This window comes from Pseudomonas sp. Au-Pse12 (assembly GCF_021341665.1).
Classification (GTDB): domain Bacteria; phylum Pseudomonadota; class Gammaproteobacteria; order Pseudomonadales; family Pseudomonadaceae; genus Aquipseudomonas.
This window is the reverse complement of sequence record NZ_JAJTTH010000001.1, coordinates 962,956-982,065: the sequence shown is the minus strand read 5'-3', so window position 1 is coordinate 982,065 and position 19,110 is coordinate 962,956. Positions and strand designations below refer to the sequence as shown.

Genomic DNA, 19,110 nt, shown 5'->3' with positions numbered 1-19,110 from the left:
CGAGCCAGCTCGCTCCCACAGGTGCCGGGGAGGGCGGGGTGTCAGCGGTTGGCTGCCGTCCACTTGGCCCGCGCCGCGTGCAGCTTCTTGTAGCTGTCGATCAAGCGCAGGTGGCGGTCCAGGCCGTCGAGCTGCAGGTTGGTCGGGGTCAGGCCGTGGAAGCGCACGCTGCCGTCCACCGAGCCGATCACCGCGTCCATCCGCTCGTTGCCAAACATGCGTCGCAGGTTGGCCTCGTAGTCGCCCAGCTCCAGTTCGTCGTCCAGCTCCACTTCCAGCACCGCGTTCAAGGCCTGGTAGAACAGCCCGCGTTCCACGGTGTTGTCGTTGTATTGCAGGAACATCTCCACCAGCTCCTTGGCCGGGTCGAACTGCCCCAGGGCCACGTGGAGCAGCAGCTTGAGTTCGAGAATGGTCAACTGGCCCCAGGCGGTGTTGTCGTCGAACTCGATGCCGATCAGGGTGGTGATGTCGGTGTAGTCGTCCAGCTCGCTCTGTTCCAGGCGCTCCACCAGGTCCCGCAGGCCGTCTTCATCCAGGCTGTGCAGGTTGAGGATGTCTTCGCGGAAGAACAGCGCCTTGTTGGTGTTGTCCCAGATCAGGTCGTCCACCGGGTAGATTTCCGAGTAGTCCGGCACCAGGATGCGGCAGGCGGTGGCGCCCAGGTGCTCGTACACCGCCATGTAGACCTCCTTGCCGAGGCCTTCGAGGATGCCGAACAGCGTCGCGGCTTCCTCGGCGTTGGCCGCCGCTCTTTCACTGGTGTCGACCTGGCTGGTGAAGTCCCACTCGACAAACTCGAAGTCCGCCTTGGCGCTGAAGAAGCGCCACGACACCACGCCGCTGGAGTCGATGAAGTGCTCGACGAAGTTGTTCGGCTCCATCAGCGCCTGGCTTTCAAAGGTCGGCTGCGGCAGGTCGTTCAAGCCTTCGAAGCTGCGGCCCTGGAGCAGTTCGGTGAGGCTGCGCTCCAGCGCCACCTCGAAGCTCGGGTGGGCGCCGAAGGAGGCGAACACGCCACCGGTGCGCGGGTTCATCAGGGTCACGCACATCACCGGGAACTGCCCGCCCAGGGAGGCATCCTTGACCAGCACCGGGAAGCCTTGCTCCTCCAGGCCCTGGATGCCGGCCAGAATGCCGGGGTACTTGGCCAGCACTTCCTGGGGCACGTCCGGCAGGGCCATCTCGCCTTCGAGAATCTCGCGCTTGACCGCGCGCTCGAAGATTTCCGACAGGCACTGCACCTGGGCTTCGGCCAGGGTGTTGCCGGCGCTCATGCCGTTACTGAGGAACAGGTTCTCGATCAGGTTGGAGGGGAAGTACACCACCTCGCCGTCGGACTGGCGCACGTAGGGCAGGGAGCAGATGCCGCGCTCGATGTTGCCCGAGTTGGTGTCGTACAGGTGGGAGCCGCGCAGCTCGCCATCGGGGTTGTAGATGGCCAGGCAGTGCTCGTCGAGGATCTCCTTGGGCAACTCGTCCTTGCGCCCTGGCTGGAACCAGCGCTCGTCCGGGTAATGCACGAACTCGGCGTTGGCGATTTCCTCGCCCCAGAACTGATCGTTATAGAAGAAGTTGCAGTTCAGGCGCTCGATGAACTCGCCCAGGGCCGAGGCCAGGGCGCTTTCCTTGGTCGAGCCCTTGCCGTTGGTGAAGCACATCGGCGACTGCGCATCGCGGATATGCAGCGACCAGACGTTGGGCACGATGTTGCGCCACGAGGCGATTTCGATCTTCATCCCCAGGCCCGCGAGGATCCCGGACATGTTGGCGATGGTCTGCTCCAGGGGCAGGTCCTTGCCGGCGATGTAGGTGCTCTGGGTCGCGCTCGATGGCGGCATCAGCAACGCCTGGGCGTCGGCGTCGAGGTTTTCCACTTCCTCGATGATGAACTCGGGGCCGGTCTGCACCACCTTCTTCACCGTGCAGCGGTCGATGGAGCGCAGGATGCCCTGGCGGTCCTTGTCGGAGATGTCCGCCGGCAGCTCGACCTGGATCTTGAAGATCTGGTTGTAGCGGTTTTCCGGGTCGACAATGTTGTTCTGCGACAGGCGGATATTCTCGGTGGGGATGTTGCGGGTCTGGCAGTACAGCTTGACGAAGTACGCCGCGCACAGCGCCGAGGAAGCCAGGAAATAGTCGAACGGACCCGGCGCCGAGCCATCGCCCTTGTAGCGGATCGGTTGGTCGGCCACCACCGTGAAGTCGTCGAACTTGGCTTCAAGTCGAAGGTTGTCGAGAAAGTTGACCTTGATTTCCATGGGGGGCACCGGCGTGACGAGGCAAAAAATGGCGGGCATTATCCGGGATTTTGCGCGGCAGTGGGGCGGTTTTTGGCAATGGGGGGCGGAGCGGTCTTGAGCGGTGGCCGGAACCCCGTGAACAGGGCGTTTGGCAGGTGCCAAGGTCGGCCATTCGGATAAAAGGTATGTGGGGCAATGACCACCGTGTTGAGTGAGGCTGATCTTCAGCGGGTGTTGGAAACCATCGAAAACGGCTCCAGCCAGGAGCTGAATCTGCTCTATGAGGGATTGCAGATCGATCGGTGCGAGCTTTTGAACCAGGTGGCAATTGCCGTGGCCCGGCTCTTTACCAGCGCTCGCCGCGACTTTCATGACTGCGATGCAATCATGAACACCTTGTTTAGCGCCATTATCGATGTGTCCTTGAGCGCGGATATGCCTGAGCCGGCCTTTTCCATCTACCTTGCGTTTGATGCCGGGGAGTATTGGCACCGCGGTGACGCGCAGGATGTCATGCCCTGGGAGAAGTGGACGCGGCCGGAGCTGGAAAGGATTCTTCGGGGGTTAGGTGATGGAGCGTCTGGGGGCCATCCGCCAGGGTAGGTGCGCAGCATCCAGCGCCTGGAGGGCCGCGCAGCCATGACTTTGTGCTCATCGTGATAACCGCGGGCCGCCCGCGAAGCGTGGCGACCAAACAGCGTTTTTACCGCGATCTGGTCGACAAGTTGTGGCGGGCGACGGGGCTCAACGCGGAGGGTGTCATGGTGGTGATTTCCACGACGGCCAGTGATGCGTGGTCATTTGGAGGAGGGCGCGGCAACTAGGCATCGGGTTTGTGCGGCGTCTGTACGGGCGCCGCGCATCCGTTATCACGTGGGCAGACCCTTCAGTTGCCGTTCAGCCCGCTGTCGCGGGTCAGGAGGCGGCGCTTCCAGTGAATTTCCTTCTGCATCATTTCGTCCTTTCCGGTGTGTTTGTCGGCAATTTCAAGGATGCTGAACCTGAAATTTTCCGCGAAATTCTCGCCACGCCGGGTGTGCAGGTCGCGTAGGCGGATGTTTCCGCCATGTCCGTTATGGGCGTAGGTGACCCAGCGGTCCCATACACCGCCAGTGCCGGTCGCGGAGCCTACGTATAGCTGATGCTCGCCTTCAGTCCGGTCGGAGATGAGGTACACGCCCGCCACGCTGGAAAGCGCGGTCTGCCATGACTCCAGGCCTTGCTTGACGATGATGTTCAGCTCCCGATGAGAGACATCGACTTCCTTGAAACCGGGGAACTTGCCGACCGTCATGGGCCTTTCCAGGATCGAAGACACCACCATGCTTTTCAGGCAGGTTTCCAGCCAGAGGTAGTTTCCCCGCGGCTTGGTGTAGTCGAGTATCAAGCGACCTTCCAGCTCGGCGAATTCAGGCACGCGGCGGTAGTCGTACACGAAGTCATGCTTGTCTTTATCGCCCTTCGCCTCGTTGAGTTTGAGTGAGTCGTAAACCCCGGCCAGCAGCCATTTCTTGGTGCCGGGCAGTTCGACCAGGCCGATCACGTATTCGCATTCGAAATTCCTTCGCGACTGCCACGATTGCCAGTCGTCGAACTCGCCGGCGAGGTAAACGTCCATCGGGTGGTCAATGCCGTTGTGTTGGGCCAGATGAACCTTGGTGTTCTGCATGGTGAGTGACGGCAGCAGGCTGGTCAGAAGCTGTATAAGCATGAAGGGGCTCTGTGCAAGGGAATGGGTTGCCTGGGCTGAGGATTCCATGAGCGCACTGCAGCCGTCCAGATCCTCTTCGTTCCAGTGTTGGGTGGAGTGGCGAGGGCTACGAACGGCTGTTCTCTGCCGACCGGCAGGGGGCGCTGCTCAGCCGAGGCGGTCGATGGCGCGTGCCAGGTTGGCGCGTGCTTGCTGTTCGAACGCATCGAAGTACGGCGCGCAGGTATAGATGCGCCCGCGGGCCAGGAAGCCCTCCAGGACCTGGCGCCGCTTTCGGCGGTACACGAACAGAGGCACATAGCGGTACTCGCGGCGCACTTGGAGGTCGTACTCCTCGAAGCGTTCGGCCGATGCCCCAAGGATCGCGAGGTCCGTGTCGACCAGGACCGCCTGGTCGGCCGACGCCGGAGCGCCGTCGTGTCGGGTCACCATGATCAGCTCGTAAAGCCTGCGTCGCGTTGCGTCGCCCAGGCCGCTGTCGCGCGCTACCTCGTCCAGCCATTGCGCACTGCGTAGCTCGTTGTCGTGGCGAAGGGGGTCGTATAGGGCGTCATGAAACCACAGCGCGAGATCGACTTCAGCGGGGGCATCGCAGGCCGCGTTGATGAGCCGGCGCACCTGGAGGCACTCCTGCACATGCTGACAGTTGTGGTAGGCACGGTGCGGTTCGCCGTAGCGTCGAACCAGTGCCTGGTAGATCGCTTGCGACGGGCATTCGACTCCCAGTTCGGCCCAGACCCGAGCCCAGGCGGGGAAACCCATGGCATCAGGCTCGTCGGGGGTGGCGGGCGCGTGGGTCGGGAACAGGCGGCCGCCCTCTGGCGCTTCTGTCATCGTTCCTCCTGCGCATCGATGTAGTGCTCCACCCAGGCGCTCAGCGTCGGTGCAGCGAACGCCGTCGGCAGCAGCGGCCGCGCCGTGGTGGACAGCGTGAACGCCCCTTGGATAAAGCAGGTAATGCCTGTCACGAGTGCGTCGAGCTGCCGGACGCGGCGTCCGCGTTCGGCGAAGCACTGCCGGAGCAGGCCTTTGAGGAGTTTCATCTGCGCCGCCAGCACGGCCTGATAGACCTCGCGCACGTCGGGGTCGTGCGCCGACTGCTCGCCGACCATTACCCACGCCGCGACGGCATCGGGCTGTGCGTCCGAGCCGTAGGCAAGGTGCGCTGCGATGTAGGCCTGAAGCCGTTGTTCGGCCGTTTGGGCCGCAGCGGCGCGGGACTCATAGCGCTGCTGGGCGTAGCCGGCCAGTGACTCGACCAGTGCCACGAGGATCTCGCGCTTGTCCTTGAAGTGGTAGTGCACGAGGCCGGGCGCGAGTTCCGCTTGCCGGGCGATGGCGGCGATGGTGGCCCCGGCGTAGCCGGCCCTTGCCATGACGGCCTGGAGTGCCGCCACGATCTGGCCGCGCCTTTCATCGGTGTTCGAGGGGCGTGCCATGTGATTCTCCAATATTGGTCGCACGACCAGCTTAGCATTGACATCGGCCTCGCTGCACCCTAGCGTTGAAAATGTTGGTCAACGGACCAACTTTGGAGAGCACGATGAATTCCTTTGCTGAAATGCTAGAGGCGCGAGCCAGCGCTCCCTCGGTCACGGTCGAACGGCCTCTGGGTGACGCCGCGCGGTGCATCCTCGTACACGGGTTTCTCTCGGCAAGCGAGTGCGAAGCCTTGGTGGAAGCCACGCAGAGGCGTGGGTTTGCCAGCGCGGCGGCCGACTATCCGTCCTCCTACCGCGACAACGAGCGGATCGTGGCGGACGACCCGGTGCTGGCCGGGCGGCTTTTCCTGCGCCTGACACACTGCGCCTCACAGGCACCGGGGCTCGGCGCGATGTTGCACGAAGAGGGCTGGCGCATGGTCGGCGTCAATGAGCGGCTGCGCTTTTGCCGCTACCAGCCCGGCACCCAGTTCCGCGCCCATCAGGATGGTGTGCACCATCGCCAGTCCACACAGTCGCGCCTGACCTTCATGGTCTACCTGAACGACGATGCCTTCAGCGGCGGCGAGACGCTGTTCTTTGCAGGACGGGCCGCGGCCATGTCGGGCCGGGATGCCACGCTTTGCCTGCGGCCGCGCCAGGGCAGCCTGATCGTGTTCGACCACGGGCTCTGGCACGCGGGGGCGCGGGTGGGCGCTGGCCAAAAGTACGTCATGCGCAGCGATCTGATGTACGAGCCGCAGCATCCCACGCAGGTCGAGGGGGCTTTCCAGCCCGGCCACAGAGGGTACGTCTGGGCGCTTGCCCGCCTTGGCGACCAGGGCTTTGCAAGCGCCGGGCGCGACGCCAGCATCCGGCTCTGGGGCCCTGAGGGCGAGTGCTTGGGCCAGCTCGACGGGCACACACAATCCATCCTCGGCCTGTTGGAAACCGCGCCTGGCGAGCTGGTGTCGCACTCGCGGGACCGCACGATTCGGCGCTGGTCCCTGGCGAGCGGAACGTCAACGCTGGTCGGCACAGCGGATTCGGCCGTACTGTCCTGCGCACGGCTTGAGGGTGGCCGTCTCGTCACCGGGGCCGCCGACGGTTGCGTGACGCTCTGGAGCCTGACATCCGGCGCGGCGGACAAGCGCCAGGCCCACGCCTGCTGGGTCTGGGCGATCGCGCCTTTGGCCGACGGCGGTTTCGCCACGGCCTCGGAGGACGGAAGGGTCAGGCTGTGGCAGCCCGAGGAGCGGGACTGCCTGTGCGAGATCGACCTGGGGCGCCCCCTGAGGACGCTGACGAGCTGGGCCGACGCCGATGGCCGCGTGACCTTGGCCGCGGGTGACCTTGACGGCAGGGTGTACCTGCTGGCGAGCGCTCCGACACTGGCGCGCCTGGATTACTTTGCCGCTCATGACGGGGCGGTCCGGCGCGTGCGCTTTGAAGCGCGACAGGTGCTGCTGACCTGCGGCGAGGATGGGCTCGTCAAGAGGTGGCACCTGCCAACACGGCAGGGGGCGGTCATCGGCTCGCACCACAACTTTGCAACCGATGTGCTGCCCATCGGTTTCGGTCGCTGGATCAGTTGCGGATATGACGGCCGGATACTGCAGCAGGGCGCCTAGCGCTAGCGTCTAGTGGGGCATTGCAGGACCTCGCTGGTCGCTTGGCCGCAAAATGGCTTTGGGTTTAAAGTCGGCTTCAAGCTCAATGGTTTCAGGTGGGGAACATGCGAATAGGCGAACTGGCGAAAATCAGCGGATTGGCGCCTTCACGCATCCGTTTCTACGAAGCGAGCGGCCTGATCAACGCTGTCGAGCGCAAGGCCAACGGTTATCGGGACTATGCGCCGGACACCGAATGGATTCTGGAAATCATCACCGGGGCCCAGTCGGCCGGTTTTTCATTGGAGGAGATCCGCCAACTGCTGCCGATGAATGCCAACGGCTGGCAGCATGAGGAAATGCTCGGCGGGCTCAAGCGCAAGGTCGAGGAAATCGAACTTCTGCAACAGCGGTTGGCGCAGAACAAGGCCCAGTTGCTGCGCGTTATCGAGGGTATCCAGAGCAAGCCCGAGGGCATGGGTTGTGCCGACAATGCGCAACAGTTGTTGAACCGTCTGCGCGAAGAGGGCGCGACGGCGGCATCGGGCCGCCGCAAGGCGCGCGCTCCCAAGTGAGAGCCGAGCTGCCAGGCTGCACAGGTCTGGCAGGTTCAAAGGCCTTTCCCCGTCCGCTGGATCAGTGCTCGCCCACCGGGGTTGCGCGGGCGCCTTGAACATTGAGTCGATTGTTTTGAGTGACGTTGAAAAAAACCATTGACCTTAAAGTTCACTTCAATCTTAAGGTGGCCCCGTCTCCAATGAGGGCTACCCCATGAATGTCTTCGATACCCTGATGCTCCCCAACGGTTCGACCATCAAGAACCGCATCGCCAAAGCCGCCATGGAAGAAAACATGGCAGACGCCGACCAGGCGCCTTCCGAAGAACTGATGCACCTGTACCAAGCCTGGGCCGACGGTGGGGCGGGCCTGATCATCACCGGCAACGTGATGGTCGATGGCCGGGCCATGACCGGTCCGGGCGGGGTGGTGCTGCAGGATGAGCAGCAACTGGACAAGTTCAAGCGTTGGGCGCGGATCGGTCGATCCGGCGGCGCGCAGTTCTGGCTGCAGATCAATCACCCCGGGCGTCAGATGCAGGCCAACCTTGGGCAGAAAGCCTGGGCCCCTTCAGCCATACCGCTGAACCTGGGCAAGATGTCCAAGCACTTCGCGACCCCTCACGCCATGACCCCGAGCGTGATTCAGGAGGTCATCCAGCGGTTTGCCCGGACCGCGCGCCTGGGTGAGCAAGCCGGTTTCACTGGCGTGGAAATCCACGCCGCCCATGGTTACCTGCTGAGCCAGTTTCTTTCGCCGCTGAGCAACCAGAGAACGGACGAGTGGGGCGGCTCGCTGGAAAACCGCGCGCGCCTGCTGCTGGAGATCGTCAAGGCAGTGCGAGCCGTGGTTTCCCCAGGGTTTGCCGTGGCGGTCAAGCTCAATTCCGCCGACTTTCAGCGCGGCGGCTTCACCGCCGATGAGGCCCGGCAAGTGGTCGCGTTGCTCAACCCACTGGGCGTGGATCTGGTCGAGTTGTCGGGTGGCAGCTATGAAGTCCCGGCCATGCAGGGCGAGGCACGTGATGGCCGGACCCTGGCGCGCGAGGCTTACTTTGTCGAGTTCGCCCGCGACATTCAAACCGTTGCCCGGATGCCGGTGATGGTCACCGGCGGCGTGCGTCGCCGGCCGATTGCCGAGATGGTCGTGCAGAGCGGCGTGGACATGGTGGGTATCGGCACGGCCTTGGCCATCGCCCCCTCGCTGCCGCGTGATTGGCTGCAGGGCCAGGACAACGCGCCGCAATTGCCCCCCATTACCTGGAAGAACAAGGCCATGGCGTCGTTGGCCAACATGGCGGTGGTCAAGTTTCAACTGCGTAGACTCAGCCGGGCGAAAAAAACCGAGCCCGGTATTTCACCACTGCGCGCGCTGATCGTGCAACAACTCGCCAGCGTGTGCCGCACGCGTCAATACCGGCGCTGGATAGCCAAGGAGGCGAAGTGATGTGGGGGGCGCTTCAACTGGGAGACAGGACATCCTGCCTTGGCATGAAGAAGCGCGCAAAGAGCTCGGACTGCGACTTGATGTTCAACTTGGCGTAAATGTTGCGGCGGTGGACTTTTATGGTTTCCGTGGAGAGGGATAGCTTTCCAGCAATCTCTTTGTTGGAAAAGCCACTGAGCAACAGCCTGAGTACATCACTTTCGCGGGTGGTTATTTGCGCGCCAAGCTGGGTAATGGTTTCAGGCCATTGAGGGGGCTCGGCCAGGTGTTTCTCCACATCCGTCTCGAAGCACATGCGCTGGTGCATCAAGGCGGTGACCCATGGCTTGATCATGTCCAGCATGGTGATCTGTGCCTGATTGAAATGGACGTTGCTGCCAATGGAAATGCACAGGGTCCGGTCTGCATCGAGTTGAACGTTGTATTGCACTTCATCTGCGCAAATATACTGCGCAAAGTACTTGTGATAGTACTCGGTTTCAAGAAAGTACTCTGGTGCAATATCCAGCAAGTGAAAGAAGCCGCTCTGTGGGTTCTCCCGGTTGGCTATGTAGAACGGGTCCAGTAGATAAAGCCCTTTTACATACAGATGAATGAACGCATCGACCTCTTCTGCATCGGCTCTTTCGGGAAGGCTGACAACTTGCACCTGCTGATTGTTGAAGACTAATACGACCCAGTTATCGATTTGTACATATTCATTGAGCGTGCGGATAAGTGAACTCCAGAACTCTGGACGGTTCAACTGCATGATCAGCTTTCCAATCGATCGGTGCCAAGCCAGGTTATGAAGGTCGAGTGGCATTTTCTACCCCTTTAGGGTTAGGGATTCGTAGGTCAAGGGTAAGTAATCGTAGGTATTTACTATTGGCTAAGGCTCGGTATATTCGCTTGCAGGATTTACGACAGCCATGAGGGCACGTCGTCTTGACAAGGATGTTGCATGAGAAAGTCACCTTTGCGAACCCTTTTTTCGGCCGCGTTTCTCGCTGCCGCAATCAGTACATCTGCGGCAGCGGCAGAGCCCGGAATGTACTTGTATAACTGGTTCGGACTGCTCGCACCGGAGACCCCGAAGGCGTTCGAACGGGACACGGGCACTCGGATTCACATGGATGCGTTCGACAGCGCCGATATCATGCAGAGCAAGGTCATGGCCGGGCGCACCGGCTACGACGTGGTGGTGGCAACCTCCAATGTGCTGCCCAGCCTGATCCAGGCGGGGGTACTGCAGCCGCTGGACCCGGCCCAGCTGAGCAATCTGTCCCATATCGACCCCGACATCCTGGCCCAGCTCGCGGTCAATGACCCCGGTAATCGCTACGCCGTGCCCTACTTGTGGGGCACCACCGGCATTGGCTACGACGTGGATAAAGTCAAAGCCGCATTGGGTGACAATGCGCCGGTCAACAGTTGGGACCTGATCTTCAAAGAGGAGAACATCAGCAAGCTCCAGTCCTGTGGCGTGGCCATGCTCGATTCTCCCAGCGAGATCATCTCGATTGCCTTGAACTACCTTGGGCTCCCGAGCAACAGCAAGAACCCGGATGACTACCTTAAAGCTCAAGCCCTGCTGTTGAAGATTCGTCCCTACATCCTTTATTTCGACTCTTCCAAAATCGACGTCGACTTGGCGGGCGGTAATATCTGTGTCGTGGTGGGTTGGGCCAACGGTGCCCTGGCTGCTCAGGCGGCCAACGAGAGTGCCAACACCGGACGCAGGATCAGCTACAGCCTGCCTCGCGAAGGTGCACTGGTCTGGTCGGAAAACCTGGTGCTGCTAAAAGACGCTCCCCATCCCAAAGCAGGGATGGCGTTCATCAACTACATGTTGCGACCGGAAGTTATCGCCAAGACCTCAAATCACACGCTTTATCCCAATGCGAATAAAGATGCCACCGCGTTCGTTGAGCAGAAGTTGCGTGATAACCCCTGGATCTACCCAGACAAGGAAACGGTCGCGACCTTGGTTCCGCTTGAGCCGCTACCATTGAAACTGGAAAGAATACGCACGCGGGTCTGGACTAAGGTGAAGAGCAGTATCTGATCTGGCTTGACTCTTCGCTTGCTGTTTCATGCACTTTTTAGTGTGTGTGAATTCATTGTTTAAAACACTCGGTGAAATGTACTCGCTTTGCGGAAGATGAACTTTTCCGCAAGGCGGTATGCGACAGCGTCCGTTCAACAGGTTATGCAAGAAGAGAACAGTGGATGTTAAGCCCAGCCAATCAGACCCACTTCAGTTTGACCATCGACGGTTTCGAGCATGACTTTCAAGTGCTCGCCTTCACCGGAGAAGAGTCGATCAGCAAGCCTTACTTCTTCAACGTGGAGCTTGTGGACCAACGACCGGACCTGGATCTGCAACGCCTCTTCGATGCGCAGGCATTCCTGGCTTTCGATGCACAGGGCAATGGCATTCATGGACGCATCTATCACATTGTTCCAGTCCGTAACGCGCAGGGCTTGACCCACTACAACCTGGCCCTGGTGCCGCACTTGTCCTACTTGCGCCACCGCATCAATCAGCGGATCTATCAACGCTTCTCGGTGCCGAACATCGTCGCCTTGATTCTCGAAGAACATGGGATTCTGGGCGACGCCTGCCGATTCGAACTGGGCTCGACCTACCCCGAGCGTGACTACTGCACCCAGTACGATGAAACCGATCTGCACTTTGTTCAGCGCTTGTGCGAAGAGGAGGGGATTCACTTCCACTTCCAGCACAGCGCTCAAGGCCACGTACTGGTCTTTAGCGATGACCGGGCGGCTTATCGCAACCGTTTCCCGGCGCTGGCGCTGGACCCTTGCGAGCACCCGCCTCGGGTTCACCAGAAGCCTCGGGCGCCCGGCAACCAGACGGCGCTGGTGATTGCACTGGAAGACCAGGCGAGCCCGTGTGATCGGCGCCTCGAAAGGGTCAAGGTCAAGTTTCCCTGGGATCGCGAAGGTCGGTTTGACGACAAGAGCAGCTGCTGGCTGGAGGGCGCGGCCAATTGGCGTTGTGAACGGACGCCCTTGCGCCCCGGCGTGGAGGTCAGGGTCGCCTTTCTTGAAAACGACCCCGATCAACCGCTGATCAGCGGTTGCCTGTGTTGCAGCTGAATGCCCGTCATGGGCAGATGTTACGGGCGGCGAATGTCTCGCCCGTGATCCTGATAGCCGCCTCTTTTGAGCAGACGCTGGTGATGCTGTTTATCACCACTTCAAGAGCGCTTGAATGTGGGAACAGCGAAAAGAACAGCTCGAAATACAGGTAGTCCTGGACCAAGCTCGCCGCGAGGTCGGGATGGTCTTGCAAGAGCGTCCTGAAACTGGGGTAGCCCAGCGCCGCAAGCTCCGGAATGTCGTAATAGCCTTGGGCGATGTCGTCGGTTTTGCATTCGGCAATAAAAGTGTCTGCGCGCTCCACAAAGCGTGGTGGCAGGTCGCTGTGGTTGACGCACAACTCATAGGGCGTTGCCGGGATCGACAGCGCCTCGCCGAAGCCCAGGCTGCGATAGCCGACGGTTCGCGGGTCGATGAGTTGGCCGGCCGAGGTGAATTTCATGCTGCTGTTCCGGGGGTCGCGGGTGATGAAATAGGGGGCTCTGGTCCATGAAACCGGATCAGAACTCTGTCAGTATCCGTGGCGTTCAATAAGTCCATGGTCATCAACGAAGGTTCAAGGAATGCAATCGCGAGATCCAGGCCGGCCATCCGGTTGGGGAGCTTACTACGCGCACCACAAAGAGCGGCCGTTATCATCGCTTCTGGGTGCGGCGCTCGAGAGGCTGAGCCCTCAGGCGAACTGGCGACAGGCCATTGATCTGGGCTGTGGCAGCGGTAATGAAACCCGCGGCCTGCTGGCGGCGGGCTGGGATGTGCTGGCGATTGACCAGGAGCGCGCGGCAATTGAAATGGTCAACGCCATCCGCGCCGACTTCCCGGGCGTCTGCTTGGAAACCCGCACGCAACAGTTTGAAAGCCTCGCGACATTGCCGGCTGCCTCGTTGATTCACGCCGGCATGTCGATACCTTTTTGTCACCCGCAGCATTTCGAAAAATTCTGGGCCCAGGTCAGGGCTGCACTGCTGCCGGGAGGCCTGTTCGTTGGGCAACTGTTCGGCAACCGGGATGATTGGGCGGGCGACCCGTCGAGAACCTTTCATTCCGAGTCACAGGCCCGTGGATTGTTCCAGGGGCTCGATCTGATCCGCTTCGAGGCACATGAATACGATGGCCCCAGCCTGCGTGGCACCAAGCATTGGCACCGCTTCGAGGTGATCGCCCAACGGCCAGCGCCCGACGCCTGAAGCGACAGTGCGTGGAGCGCTTCAGGCCGAAGGTGTGTGGCCATCGACCCGGTTGCACGGCCGGGACTCCGCCGCCGCGACGTAGTAAAGGATGTAGCCCGAATACACCAAAGCCCCGGCTGCCACTTCATGCTCGAAGCACTGCTTGAGCTCATCCTCATCGGTAAAACCGTACTGCGCGAGCCGGTTCTCGGCAAAGCCGGCGAGCCTGGACAGGGTGACGCCGTCGATCTCTCCCTACTCGCCAAAGTCAAAGCTCACTATTGCCGTTGGCAGGTGAACGGCGCAGCCATAGCCGTGCTTGAAGTAACGGATGCCGCCAGTCAGCTGCCCTTGCTCCGGAATATCGAGCCCCGCCCAGTCGCTGTTGCTGGCGGGGAGGGGGATGGCGCATTGCTGCATCAACTCGACGGCGCAGCGGACGCTGGCCTGGTAGTCGCACACAAGCTGGGCGAGGCGTGGGTTCATGGGGATGGGGGCGTGGTCAAAGGGGCAGACAATTCCAGAGTTTGCAGCGCGACACAAGCGGCGAGGCTGCTGGATGCGCAAAAGGACCGTGATACCGATATATTCGCCCGGACGAATTTTGGAGCTGAAAACATGGGGTTCTCCACCACTGTCTGGGAATGGTACGGGCAGGATGAGTACAAGCGGGTGCTGGCGGTGGGCGAGGCAATCGATGCCCTGGGGTTTCTGGCACTGGATGCGCAGGCTCAGCAGGCCACCATCCCTGATTGCGCCGCCTGTGAGGCCTGGTCCATGGCGATGTTGCCGTTGGAGGCGCTGCTAGCAACGTGCGCCAGTGCATTGCCGGATGAAGTCCGGGCTGGGCTGCAAAACCTCTGGGGGCAATGCAATGGATTGTCCGAGGCGGCCTTTCATTGTGGCGACCGGGGGATCTTTGAACATGAGCAGTGGCAGTTGCTGCGGGAGGCGGCTGGACAGTTGCTGGCGTTGATGGAGGAGGTGCAGTTGCGCCCCTTTCTGGAGGAATTGAGGGTGGATTGTCGAGGCAAGGTGTATGGCCTGAAGCCTTGAGGCCGGTATTGGCCTGGGGCTGTTAACGAAGGCTGCAACCCATGACTGAGTGCAAAGATACGCATGTTTGACGAGCTGATATTTACCAGTGAAACGCCTGCAAAAGATGATGCCTATGTCGGTGGTGGAGCCTGTCTGCCGACTGATCTGGCTTGGCCCCGTTCGCCTGATGGAGTGGCGCTGACCCACCTCATGGCCTTTCCTGGACGTTGGTTTTCAGAGGCCTTGATTGATGGGGGGTATTGGGTGTCGGTTTTTGTGCCGTACTGGCCGGGCGAGGTCGGCCACTATCGAAAGTTGCGTGCTGTCCAGGGACACTCGGAAGCAGTTGTCATGGGCTATGTGCGAGCCGGTTCCGAGCGGCATGAGGCCGCTCAGCCGATTTCAGATCGCGGAACGGTGCGGCTGGGGGTGAACGGCGACGCGGACGATGATGAAAACCTGGCGTCCAAATTGGATGGCGTGGACGCTTGGTTGCAGTCGCCTGTTCTGGCGGGGGCAGGGCGCAGAAGGGTCTCCATTTATGGGGGCGATCTGGATGTAGCGCTGCCTGAGCATAAAGGCGTGCTTTCGGATGGCATGGGGTATCTGTTTCTGGATGAGGACTTTTCAGAGAGGACAGGCGCGGGGATTGGTCGGTTCTTTTTGCAGTTGGGGTAGGGCGATACGGCGTTAGCGTACGGAACTCAGAACGGCAGGATGGAAATGGGCTATCCCTTGGTCGGAGCTTTACCCAAGTGTCGGCTCTTGGACGCTACCCGTTTGGATTCACCAGCGTCGGCACCTTTCACTGGGAGTAAGTTCCGGGAGATGTTGCTAGTGCGGTAATAAGCTGAAGTCTGTTTAGCCTTGGGACGAACGCCTTCGAGAGGAGCGGCCTTTACCGAAGCTGCCGACACGAAAGCACTGGGCTCCATCGAAAACCGCTCTGCCAGCGCGTAGGCCATCTTGTGACTGATGGGCCGGCTCCCACTGAGCACCTTGGACACAGCTGTTTTATCGCCGATTTCAGGGAGATCAGAACCCGTGAGCCCCCGCGTTTCCATCAGATCCTTGATCAACTGCACAGGGGTGCAGGCCGCCTCAAAAGCGGCGTTCGATTCGCGAAACTGCTCGGAGTGGCGCTGGTAGGCCAGAATTTCATTTTCGAGCTCGACAAGAACTTTCTCTTCGACCTTGCTCAGCTCGCGCCCATCAGTGAGTTCATCAAGCAGGTCGGTCGCACGCTCGTAGTCAGCGGGGGTCTTGATGCCGTGCACAAATTCACCGCGCAGGCGCTCCAGCACCGCATGCAGTTCGCCAAGCGTTGCGATCACGGTTTGAAGTTCGTTTCGGGCTTCGCTCATCGTTTTACCCCTTGGTTTCTTGCATACCAGGCGTTGGCAAGGTCGTAGTCGGCATGTGTGTAGATGTGTTTGACGTAAAACTTCTGTCGGGTGTAGTTGACGCCGCCGATCACCCTGAGATTGTTGCCGCCTACGTCGATCACGACCCAGTTCGCTGCGGCTCTCGGTTTGAACAAGTCGATCCCTTGCGTACCGAAAAGCTTTTGCAGGTCTGCGAATCCTTTTGGGCGTGCCATCCTCAAAATCCGCAGGCAACGATCAAGCCCGGCCTTGTCGTTCGGATACAAAATCGCAGCATCGGTAAAACGTGATGGCGTGAGAATGTCCATAGGCTTCCCTGTCTTCGAGCCAATGCTACTCTGGTTGTGTTTTTTCACAACTGCGGTTTGTCGACAGCTTGAGACTTAATGGTTCCAGCTTGCGAGGGGGGCATTTGGGCTATTCCTCCAGCAAGTTGCGACCGTCGCGCAGAGTCATTTCAGCGACCTTGGTGATGTGCTGCCGGTTGGTGTTGACAGCATTTTTTCGGTGCGCGAGATGCGCTCGAAACGCGGGTTGGCGAACCGAGAGAGACTATGGGCGTTGGGTCCCGGAGGGGACAAGTCAGACGCGTCTGTAAGTTTTGTAGGATTGCAATATGGGGCTTGGCGGTTTGAGAACGGGTCAGTAAATAAATGAAATTCAATGACGGTGACAGGGTAAAAGTTAAGCCCCACGTGTGGTGGCCGAATGGCGGGGTTGGAGTGGTTTCGTTACCTCCAGAATATGTAAAGGAAGCCTTAGGTGGTGAAGTGGAGTTATCTAGCACTCAACGAACTATGGCTGGAAAAGACAGGATTATGACCAGTGTATGGATTGATTTTGACGAGCCGGCAATGGATTGCAGTGATGACGGCCCTTACCTCGGTGGCGAGGTTTCCTTGGAATATTTGGAACATATATAGGGTGGGGTTTAAAAAGTAAGACGGTCTGGCAGATTGCACTTCGCTTGTTTTTGTCTGTGAAAATGCTCGTGCTCATCGACTCAGTTTTGATCCGTAATGAGCTCGCAAAAAACTGAAATACGAAGCGCCTGCAGGGCCATTTAGCCAATCTGTTGCGTCGACCGATTGAATCCTCAACCCAAGGCGAACTTTGGTTGAGGACAGCTATCGGTCACTTGCGGACGTTCCTCGGCCATCAGGGCCAACGCCATGGCCCACCTGGCGGCGCAGCGAGGGTTCTGCTGGCTTGCTCCATGGGGGCTTGCAACCGCTGTTTTCGTCAAAGGCATAGGACGGATGTGCTAGATAGCCCTTTGCTACATGTTCAGGGTGCGAAGCTATTGCCTTCAAAAATAACGGCAAAGTGAATCGCCCCGGGTTTTTTAGACACCCTGCAAGCTCATCGCGTAACGCTTTTCAAACTCTACCGGCGACAGCTGATAGTTGGTATTGACCGCTTACTAGAACTATAATTTTACGTCTTCGTGTCTTACGCCTCTAAGGTTGCAATCCATTAGGCCTTGATAGGGGCCGGAATAGCCTGTTATCACGAAGTAACCCCTCAGCCTTATAAACCCTCGCTGCGAGTAAAAAAAACAGCTTCCTTCTACGTGGGATATGTGGACGTTAAACTGTGTTCCGGTACATTTGAAAATTGAAGGTTTTTCTCCTTTCTCAAGTTCTTCAAAGCAATCTTCAAAAGCTACAAAGTAAGGGGCCGTACTTTCAGTGTCGCCTCGAAAGCTGTTGTCATCCATCGTGAGGTCAAGAAACACGATGCCTTCATCGTTGCCAGCTATGAAATTTGATAACTTTTTGTAGTCCGCAATGGAGGATATAACACCTTCGTATTTAGGCTTACCTCGCTTACAAAATTTTTCACCTCTGATCCGGTACCAAATGCTCTTTATGTAAGGTGTAGCTATTTTTCCGAAAATTCGACCAAAAGTACCGGCGATCACGCTAAATATTTCCATATTCCCGCTCTTGAGCTTGTTTGAGTATCTTCTTCTGTTGGCGCTGATTGAAAACGTGACCCACGTGCTGACATGAAACTACCCCACGGCTAGAAAGTCCTCATTGGTTCGTTAATGGAGCGGATATGAAAGCAGTCATCGCAAAGTCGACACGTCCCAGGTCCAGCCGGTGGAAGACTCAAGAGGACATAATCGCAGACTGGTTCGTCTGCACAGACAGTGCACACATCCAAACTTCCGGCTTCCCGGATAGCCGCTTCCGTCATCGCAGCCTGCTTTGGGTTCCACTCGCGCAGCGAAGCGAACCATTCCGGCGTGTGCGGACGAAGCAGCGTGCGAGGCTCCGGCTCAAGCAGCCCCTTACGCTCAAGCCAAGTAGTTGCCGCCCTAATGCGACGAGCATGTTGCTGTGTCAGAAGCTCGTACAGCTCTATCTTCAGAGCGAAATATTGGCGTGGATGCAATGCGTTCACGGTCACGTAGCCCGCATGGTTCAGGACAAAGCGGTTTTGCCCCAACTTCTCGCTTGCCAGCAGCTCTTCACAGTATCTCTGCTTGTGCTCCGCCGAGCTTCCGGATCCCTCCATGAGGGCGGCGTGATACTGCCAAGCATTCCTTTCAAACTCATCCTTCCACAGTTCCAGATACCTTGAAGTTCTCAGAGCTTGCACTAGGTGATCATCTGCCTCCTGATGGTCTATTAGGTATGCATCAATGTCGTTGAGTGATTCAATCTCAGAGGACAGCTTTCGGGCTTCCCGAAGCAAGGCATTGGTTGAATCCCGCATTGCCTGAACGTGGTCAATATCTTCACGCCAGCGAGCCTCTTCTTCCGCATTGAGATCTCTAAGCACATTAGGAACCTCAAAAAGCGCGGCGCTATTCAGTAACTCCCCTGGATGGCAAAAGTCAGCATCAGGCACTAGGTTTGCTCCGGCCCTTTGATAAGCCTGTGCGACCAATCGCGAGCAGAACTGCCTCCGACCGGCCACAAAACCAGCCAACACGCTCTTGGCGGCACCGATCTTGGTGTATCGAGTACCAACCGCAGCTCTGGCGAAGGTGATAACAGAGTGCAGTTGGTCAGTAGTCAAGGGCACAACGGGCCGAAGAACGTGCCCAGCGCAGCCTGGCTCAAGCATCAGCCGCTCGAGATTGCGCGCATGAACACCGTCACCAGTAGAATCGATCACACTCGACTTCCCCACACAAATCATAGCGTGAGAGATGTCCGCGCCGATGGTCTTACGGATCTTTTTGCTCATGGGGTCGGGCGTGGTTGTAAGTACAATATCGCCGAGCTGGATTAGGTCGGAGACGAACACCCGAGGCCTCAGTCCCAATTCATTCATCTCGCCTTCCATTTTGAATATTGCTCCTGTGCAGGTATTGAACGATTGATATTAGTGACCGATCCGAAATGTTCAAAACTGAATAGGCATTCAAGCAGGTAGATGCCGGGCTGTCCCGATGATGGTGAGA

Annotated in this window: 20 protein-coding genes and 2 pseudogenes; 11 read left to right on the top strand and 11 right to left on the bottom strand. The window is 59.1% G+C overall.

Annotation, left to right across the window (positions count from 1 at the left end; all coding sequences use genetic code 11):
* Positions 1-41: 41 nt before the first annotated feature.
* Positions 42-2,261, bottom strand: coding sequence for an OsmC domain/YcaO domain-containing protein (locus LXM55_RS04240; protein ID WP_233318872.1), 2,220 nt, complete (start codon positions 2,259-2,261; stop codon positions 42-44).
* A 177-nt stretch (positions 2,262-2,438) separates the two neighbouring features.
* Here LXM55_RS04240 and LXM55_RS04235 point away from each other — a divergent pair, with 177 nt between their 5' ends.
* Both LXM55_RS04235 and LXM55_RS04230 read left to right on the top strand, forming a co-directional pair.
* Complete coding sequence (locus tag LXM55_RS04235) at positions 2,439-2,846, top strand: hypothetical protein (RefSeq protein WP_233318871.1); 408 nt, start codon at positions 2,439-2,441, stop codon at positions 2,844-2,846.
* Positions 2,847-2,866: 20 nt separating this feature from the next.
* Positions 2,867-3,067 (top strand): annotated as a pseudogene (locus tag LXM55_RS04230) (tautomerase family protein); the annotation flags it as partial.
* Between the two features lie 62 nt (positions 3,068-3,129).
* On the opposite strand, the gene LXM55_RS04225 reads toward LXM55_RS04230, so the two are convergent.
* From LXM55_RS04225 to LXM55_RS04215, 3 genes are all read right to left on the bottom strand, one after another.
* Positions 3,130-4,002: a GIY-YIG nuclease family protein gene (locus LXM55_RS04225; protein ID WP_233318868.1), complete on the bottom strand. Its 873-nt coding sequence runs from the start codon at positions 4,000-4,002 to the stop codon at positions 3,130-3,132.
* A 99-nt stretch (positions 4,003-4,101) separates the two neighbouring features.
* A complete protein-coding gene (locus tag LXM55_RS04220) occupies positions 4,102-4,788 on the bottom strand; it encodes an HD domain-containing protein (protein ID WP_233318866.1) in 687 nt (228 codons plus the stop codon).
* Positions 4,785-5,393, bottom strand: coding sequence for a TetR family transcriptional regulator (locus LXM55_RS04215; protein ID WP_233318864.1), 609 nt, complete (start codon positions 5,391-5,393; stop codon positions 4,785-4,787). The genes LXM55_RS04220 and LXM55_RS04215 overlap by 4 nt, the downstream gene beginning before the upstream one ends.
* A 104-nt stretch (positions 5,394-5,497) precedes the next feature.
* Here LXM55_RS04215 and LXM55_RS04210 point away from each other — a divergent pair, with 104 nt between their 5' ends.
* The 3 genes from LXM55_RS04210 (at position 5,498) to LXM55_RS04200 (ending at position 8,989) form a co-directional block, all read left to right on the top strand.
* Complete coding sequence (locus LXM55_RS04210) at positions 5,498-7,006, top strand: 2OG-Fe(II) oxygenase (RefSeq protein WP_233318862.1); 1,509 nt, start codon at positions 5,498-5,500, stop codon at positions 7,004-7,006.
* 104 nt (positions 7,007-7,110) lie between these two features.
* On the top strand, positions 7,111-7,560 hold the full coding sequence (locus tag LXM55_RS04205) for a MerR family transcriptional regulator (RefSeq protein WP_233318860.1): 450 nt from the start codon (positions 7,111-7,113) through the stop codon (positions 7,558-7,560).
* 196 nt (positions 7,561-7,756) lie between these two features.
* The gene (locus tag LXM55_RS04200; protein WP_233318858.1) at positions 7,757-8,989 is read left to right on the top strand and encodes an NADH:flavin oxidoreductase/NADH oxidase family protein; all 1,233 of its coding nucleotides are present in this window, start codon (positions 7,757-7,759) and stop codon (positions 8,987-8,989) included.
* Between the two features lie 13 nt (positions 8,990-9,002).
* On the opposite strand, the gene LXM55_RS04195 is transcribed toward LXM55_RS04200, so the two are convergent.
* Complete coding sequence (locus tag LXM55_RS04195) at positions 9,003-9,794, bottom strand: helix-turn-helix domain-containing protein (RefSeq protein WP_233318857.1); 792 nt, start codon at positions 9,792-9,794, stop codon at positions 9,003-9,005.
* A 138-nt stretch (positions 9,795-9,932) separates the two neighbouring features.
* Here LXM55_RS04195 and LXM55_RS04190 point away from each other — a divergent pair, with 138 nt between their 5' ends.
* Together LXM55_RS04190 and LXM55_RS04185 are read left to right on the top strand one after the other, a co-directional pair.
* Complete coding sequence (locus tag LXM55_RS04190; protein WP_233318855.1) at positions 9,933-11,036, top strand: extracellular solute-binding protein; 1,104 nt, start codon at positions 9,933-9,935, stop codon at positions 11,034-11,036.
* 164 nt (positions 11,037-11,200) lie between these two features.
* Positions 11,201-12,094, top strand: a complete 894-nt coding sequence (locus tag LXM55_RS04185; protein ID WP_233318853.1) for a contractile injection system protein, VgrG/Pvc8 family — start codon at positions 11,201-11,203, stop codon at positions 12,092-12,094.
* A 7-nt stretch (positions 12,095-12,101) separates the two neighbouring features.
* Here LXM55_RS04185 and LXM55_RS04180 read toward each other — a convergent pair whose 3' ends face one another.
* Complete coding sequence (locus tag LXM55_RS04180; RefSeq protein ID WP_233318851.1) at positions 12,102-12,539, bottom strand: hypothetical protein; 438 nt, start codon at positions 12,537-12,539, stop codon at positions 12,102-12,104.
* Positions 12,540-12,660: 121 nt separating this feature from the next.
* Between LXM55_RS04180 and LXM55_RS04175 the strand changes: the two genes are divergently transcribed.
* On the top strand, positions 12,661-13,284 hold the full coding sequence (locus LXM55_RS04175; RefSeq protein ID WP_233318850.1) for a class I SAM-dependent methyltransferase: 624 nt from the start codon (positions 12,661-12,663) through the stop codon (positions 13,282-13,284).
* A gap of 21 nt (positions 13,285-13,305) precedes the next feature.
* Here the strand turns inward: LXM55_RS04175 and LXM55_RS32610 are convergent.
* Positions 13,306-13,686 (bottom strand): annotated as a pseudogene (locus tag LXM55_RS32610) (DUF6896 domain-containing protein).
* A 78-nt stretch (positions 13,687-13,764) separates the two neighbouring features.
* Between LXM55_RS32610 and LXM55_RS32605 the strand changes: the two are divergent.
* Together LXM55_RS32605 and LXM55_RS04165 are read left to right on the top strand one after the other, a co-directional pair.
* Positions 13,765-14,322, top strand: coding sequence for a hypothetical protein (locus LXM55_RS32605; protein WP_442799727.1), 558 nt, complete (start codon positions 13,765-13,767; stop codon positions 14,320-14,322).
* A gap of 63 nt (positions 14,323-14,385) precedes the next feature.
* Positions 14,386-14,982 carry a hypothetical protein gene (locus LXM55_RS04165; RefSeq protein ID WP_233318847.1) on the top strand — a complete coding sequence of 199 codons (597 nt, stop codon included), beginning with the start codon at positions 14,386-14,388 and terminating at the stop codon, positions 14,980-14,982.
* A gap of 50 nt (positions 14,983-15,032) precedes the next feature.
* On the opposite strand, the gene LXM55_RS04160 is transcribed toward LXM55_RS04165, so the two are convergent.
* Both LXM55_RS04160 and LXM55_RS04155 read right to left on the bottom strand, forming a co-directional pair.
* Complete coding sequence (locus LXM55_RS04160; RefSeq protein ID WP_233318844.1) at positions 15,033-15,668, bottom strand: helix-turn-helix domain-containing protein; 636 nt, start codon at positions 15,666-15,668, stop codon at positions 15,033-15,035.
* Positions 15,665-15,997: a type II toxin-antitoxin system HigB family toxin gene (locus tag LXM55_RS04155; RefSeq protein WP_233318842.1), complete on the bottom strand. Its 333-nt coding sequence runs from the start codon at positions 15,995-15,997 to the stop codon at positions 15,665-15,667. Before LXM55_RS04155 ends, LXM55_RS04160 begins: the two co-directional genes overlap by 4 nt.
* Positions 15,998-16,342: 345 nt before the next feature.
* On the opposite strand from LXM55_RS04155, the gene LXM55_RS04150 reads away from it, so the two are divergent.
* Entirely contained in the window at positions 16,343-16,612 is a 270-nt protein-coding gene (locus LXM55_RS04150) for a hypothetical protein (protein ID WP_233318840.1), read from the top strand.
* A 506-nt stretch (positions 16,613-17,118) separates the two neighbouring features.
* On the opposite strand, the gene LXM55_RS04145 is transcribed toward LXM55_RS04150, so the two are convergent.
* Together LXM55_RS04145 and LXM55_RS04140 are read right to left on the bottom strand one after the other, a co-directional pair.
* Positions 17,119-17,628: a hypothetical protein gene (locus tag LXM55_RS04145; RefSeq protein ID WP_233318839.1), complete on the bottom strand. Its 510-nt coding sequence runs from the start codon at positions 17,626-17,628 to the stop codon at positions 17,119-17,121.
* A gap of 89 nt (positions 17,629-17,717) precedes the next feature.
* Positions 17,718-18,980 carry a YiiX/YebB-like N1pC/P60 family cysteine hydrolase gene (locus LXM55_RS04140; RefSeq protein WP_233318837.1) on the bottom strand — a complete coding sequence of 421 codons (1,263 nt, stop codon included), beginning with the start codon at positions 18,978-18,980 and terminating at the stop codon, positions 17,718-17,720.
* Positions 18,981-19,110 lie beyond the last annotated feature (130 nt).

Excerpts from the sequence above, each read along its gene's own strand:
- LXM55_RS04240 (WP_233318872.1), bottom strand. The coding sequence starts at position 2,261 with ATGGAAATCAAGGTCAACTTTCTCGACAACCTTCGACTTGAAGCCAAG.
- LXM55_RS04235 (WP_233318871.1), top strand. The coding sequence starts at position 2,439 with ATGACCACCGTGTTGAGTGAGGCTGATCTTCAGCGGGTGTTGGAAACC.
- LXM55_RS04225 (WP_233318868.1), bottom strand. The coding sequence starts at position 4,002 with ATGGAATCCTCAGCCCAGGCAACCCATTCCCTTGCACAGAGCCCCTTC.
- LXM55_RS04220 (WP_233318866.1), bottom strand. The coding sequence starts at position 4,788 with ATGACAGAAGCGCCAGAGGGCGGCCGCCTGTTCCCGACCCACGCGCCC.
- LXM55_RS04215 (WP_233318864.1), bottom strand. The coding sequence starts at position 5,393 with ATGGCACGCCCCTCGAACACCGATGAAAGGCGCGGCCAGATCGTGGCG.
- LXM55_RS04210 (WP_233318862.1), top strand. The coding sequence starts at position 5,498 with ATGAATTCCTTTGCTGAAATGCTAGAGGCGCGAGCCAGCGCTCCCTCG.
- LXM55_RS04205 (WP_233318860.1), top strand. The coding sequence starts at position 7,111 with ATGCGAATAGGCGAACTGGCGAAAATCAGCGGATTGGCGCCTTCACGC.
- LXM55_RS04200 (WP_233318858.1), top strand. The coding sequence starts at position 7,757 with ATGAATGTCTTCGATACCCTGATGCTCCCCAACGGTTCGACCATCAAG.
- LXM55_RS04195 (WP_233318857.1), bottom strand. The coding sequence starts at position 9,794 with ATGCCACTCGACCTTCATAACCTGGCTTGGCACCGATCGATTGGAAAG.
- LXM55_RS04190 (WP_233318855.1), top strand. The coding sequence starts at position 9,933 with ATGAGAAAGTCACCTTTGCGAACCCTTTTTTCGGCCGCGTTTCTCGCT.
- LXM55_RS04185 (WP_233318853.1), top strand. The coding sequence starts at position 11,201 with ATGTTAAGCCCAGCCAATCAGACCCACTTCAGTTTGACCATCGACGGT.
- LXM55_RS04180 (WP_233318851.1), bottom strand. The coding sequence starts at position 12,539 with ATGAAATTCACCTCGGCCGGCCAACTCATCGACCCGCGAACCGTCGGC.
- LXM55_RS04175 (WP_233318850.1), top strand. The coding sequence starts at position 12,661 with ATGCAATCGCGAGATCCAGGCCGGCCATCCGGTTGGGGAGCTTACTAC.
- LXM55_RS04165 (WP_233318847.1), top strand. The coding sequence starts at position 14,386 with ATGTTTGACGAGCTGATATTTACCAGTGAAACGCCTGCAAAAGATGAT.
- LXM55_RS04160 (WP_233318844.1), bottom strand. The coding sequence starts at position 15,668 with ATGAGCGAAGCCCGAAACGAACTTCAAACCGTGATCGCAACGCTTGGC.
- LXM55_RS04155 (WP_233318842.1), bottom strand. The coding sequence starts at position 15,997 with ATGGACATTCTCACGCCATCACGTTTTACCGATGCTGCGATTTTGTAT.
- LXM55_RS04150 (WP_233318840.1), top strand. The coding sequence starts at position 16,343 with ATGAAATTCAATGACGGTGACAGGGTAAAAGTTAAGCCCCACGTGTGG.
- LXM55_RS04145 (WP_233318839.1), bottom strand. The coding sequence starts at position 17,628 with ATGGAAATATTTAGCGTGATCGCCGGTACTTTTGGTCGAATTTTCGGA.
- LXM55_RS04140 (WP_233318837.1), bottom strand. The coding sequence starts at position 18,980 with ATGAATGAATTGGGACTGAGGCCTCGGGTGTTCGTCTCCGACCTAATC.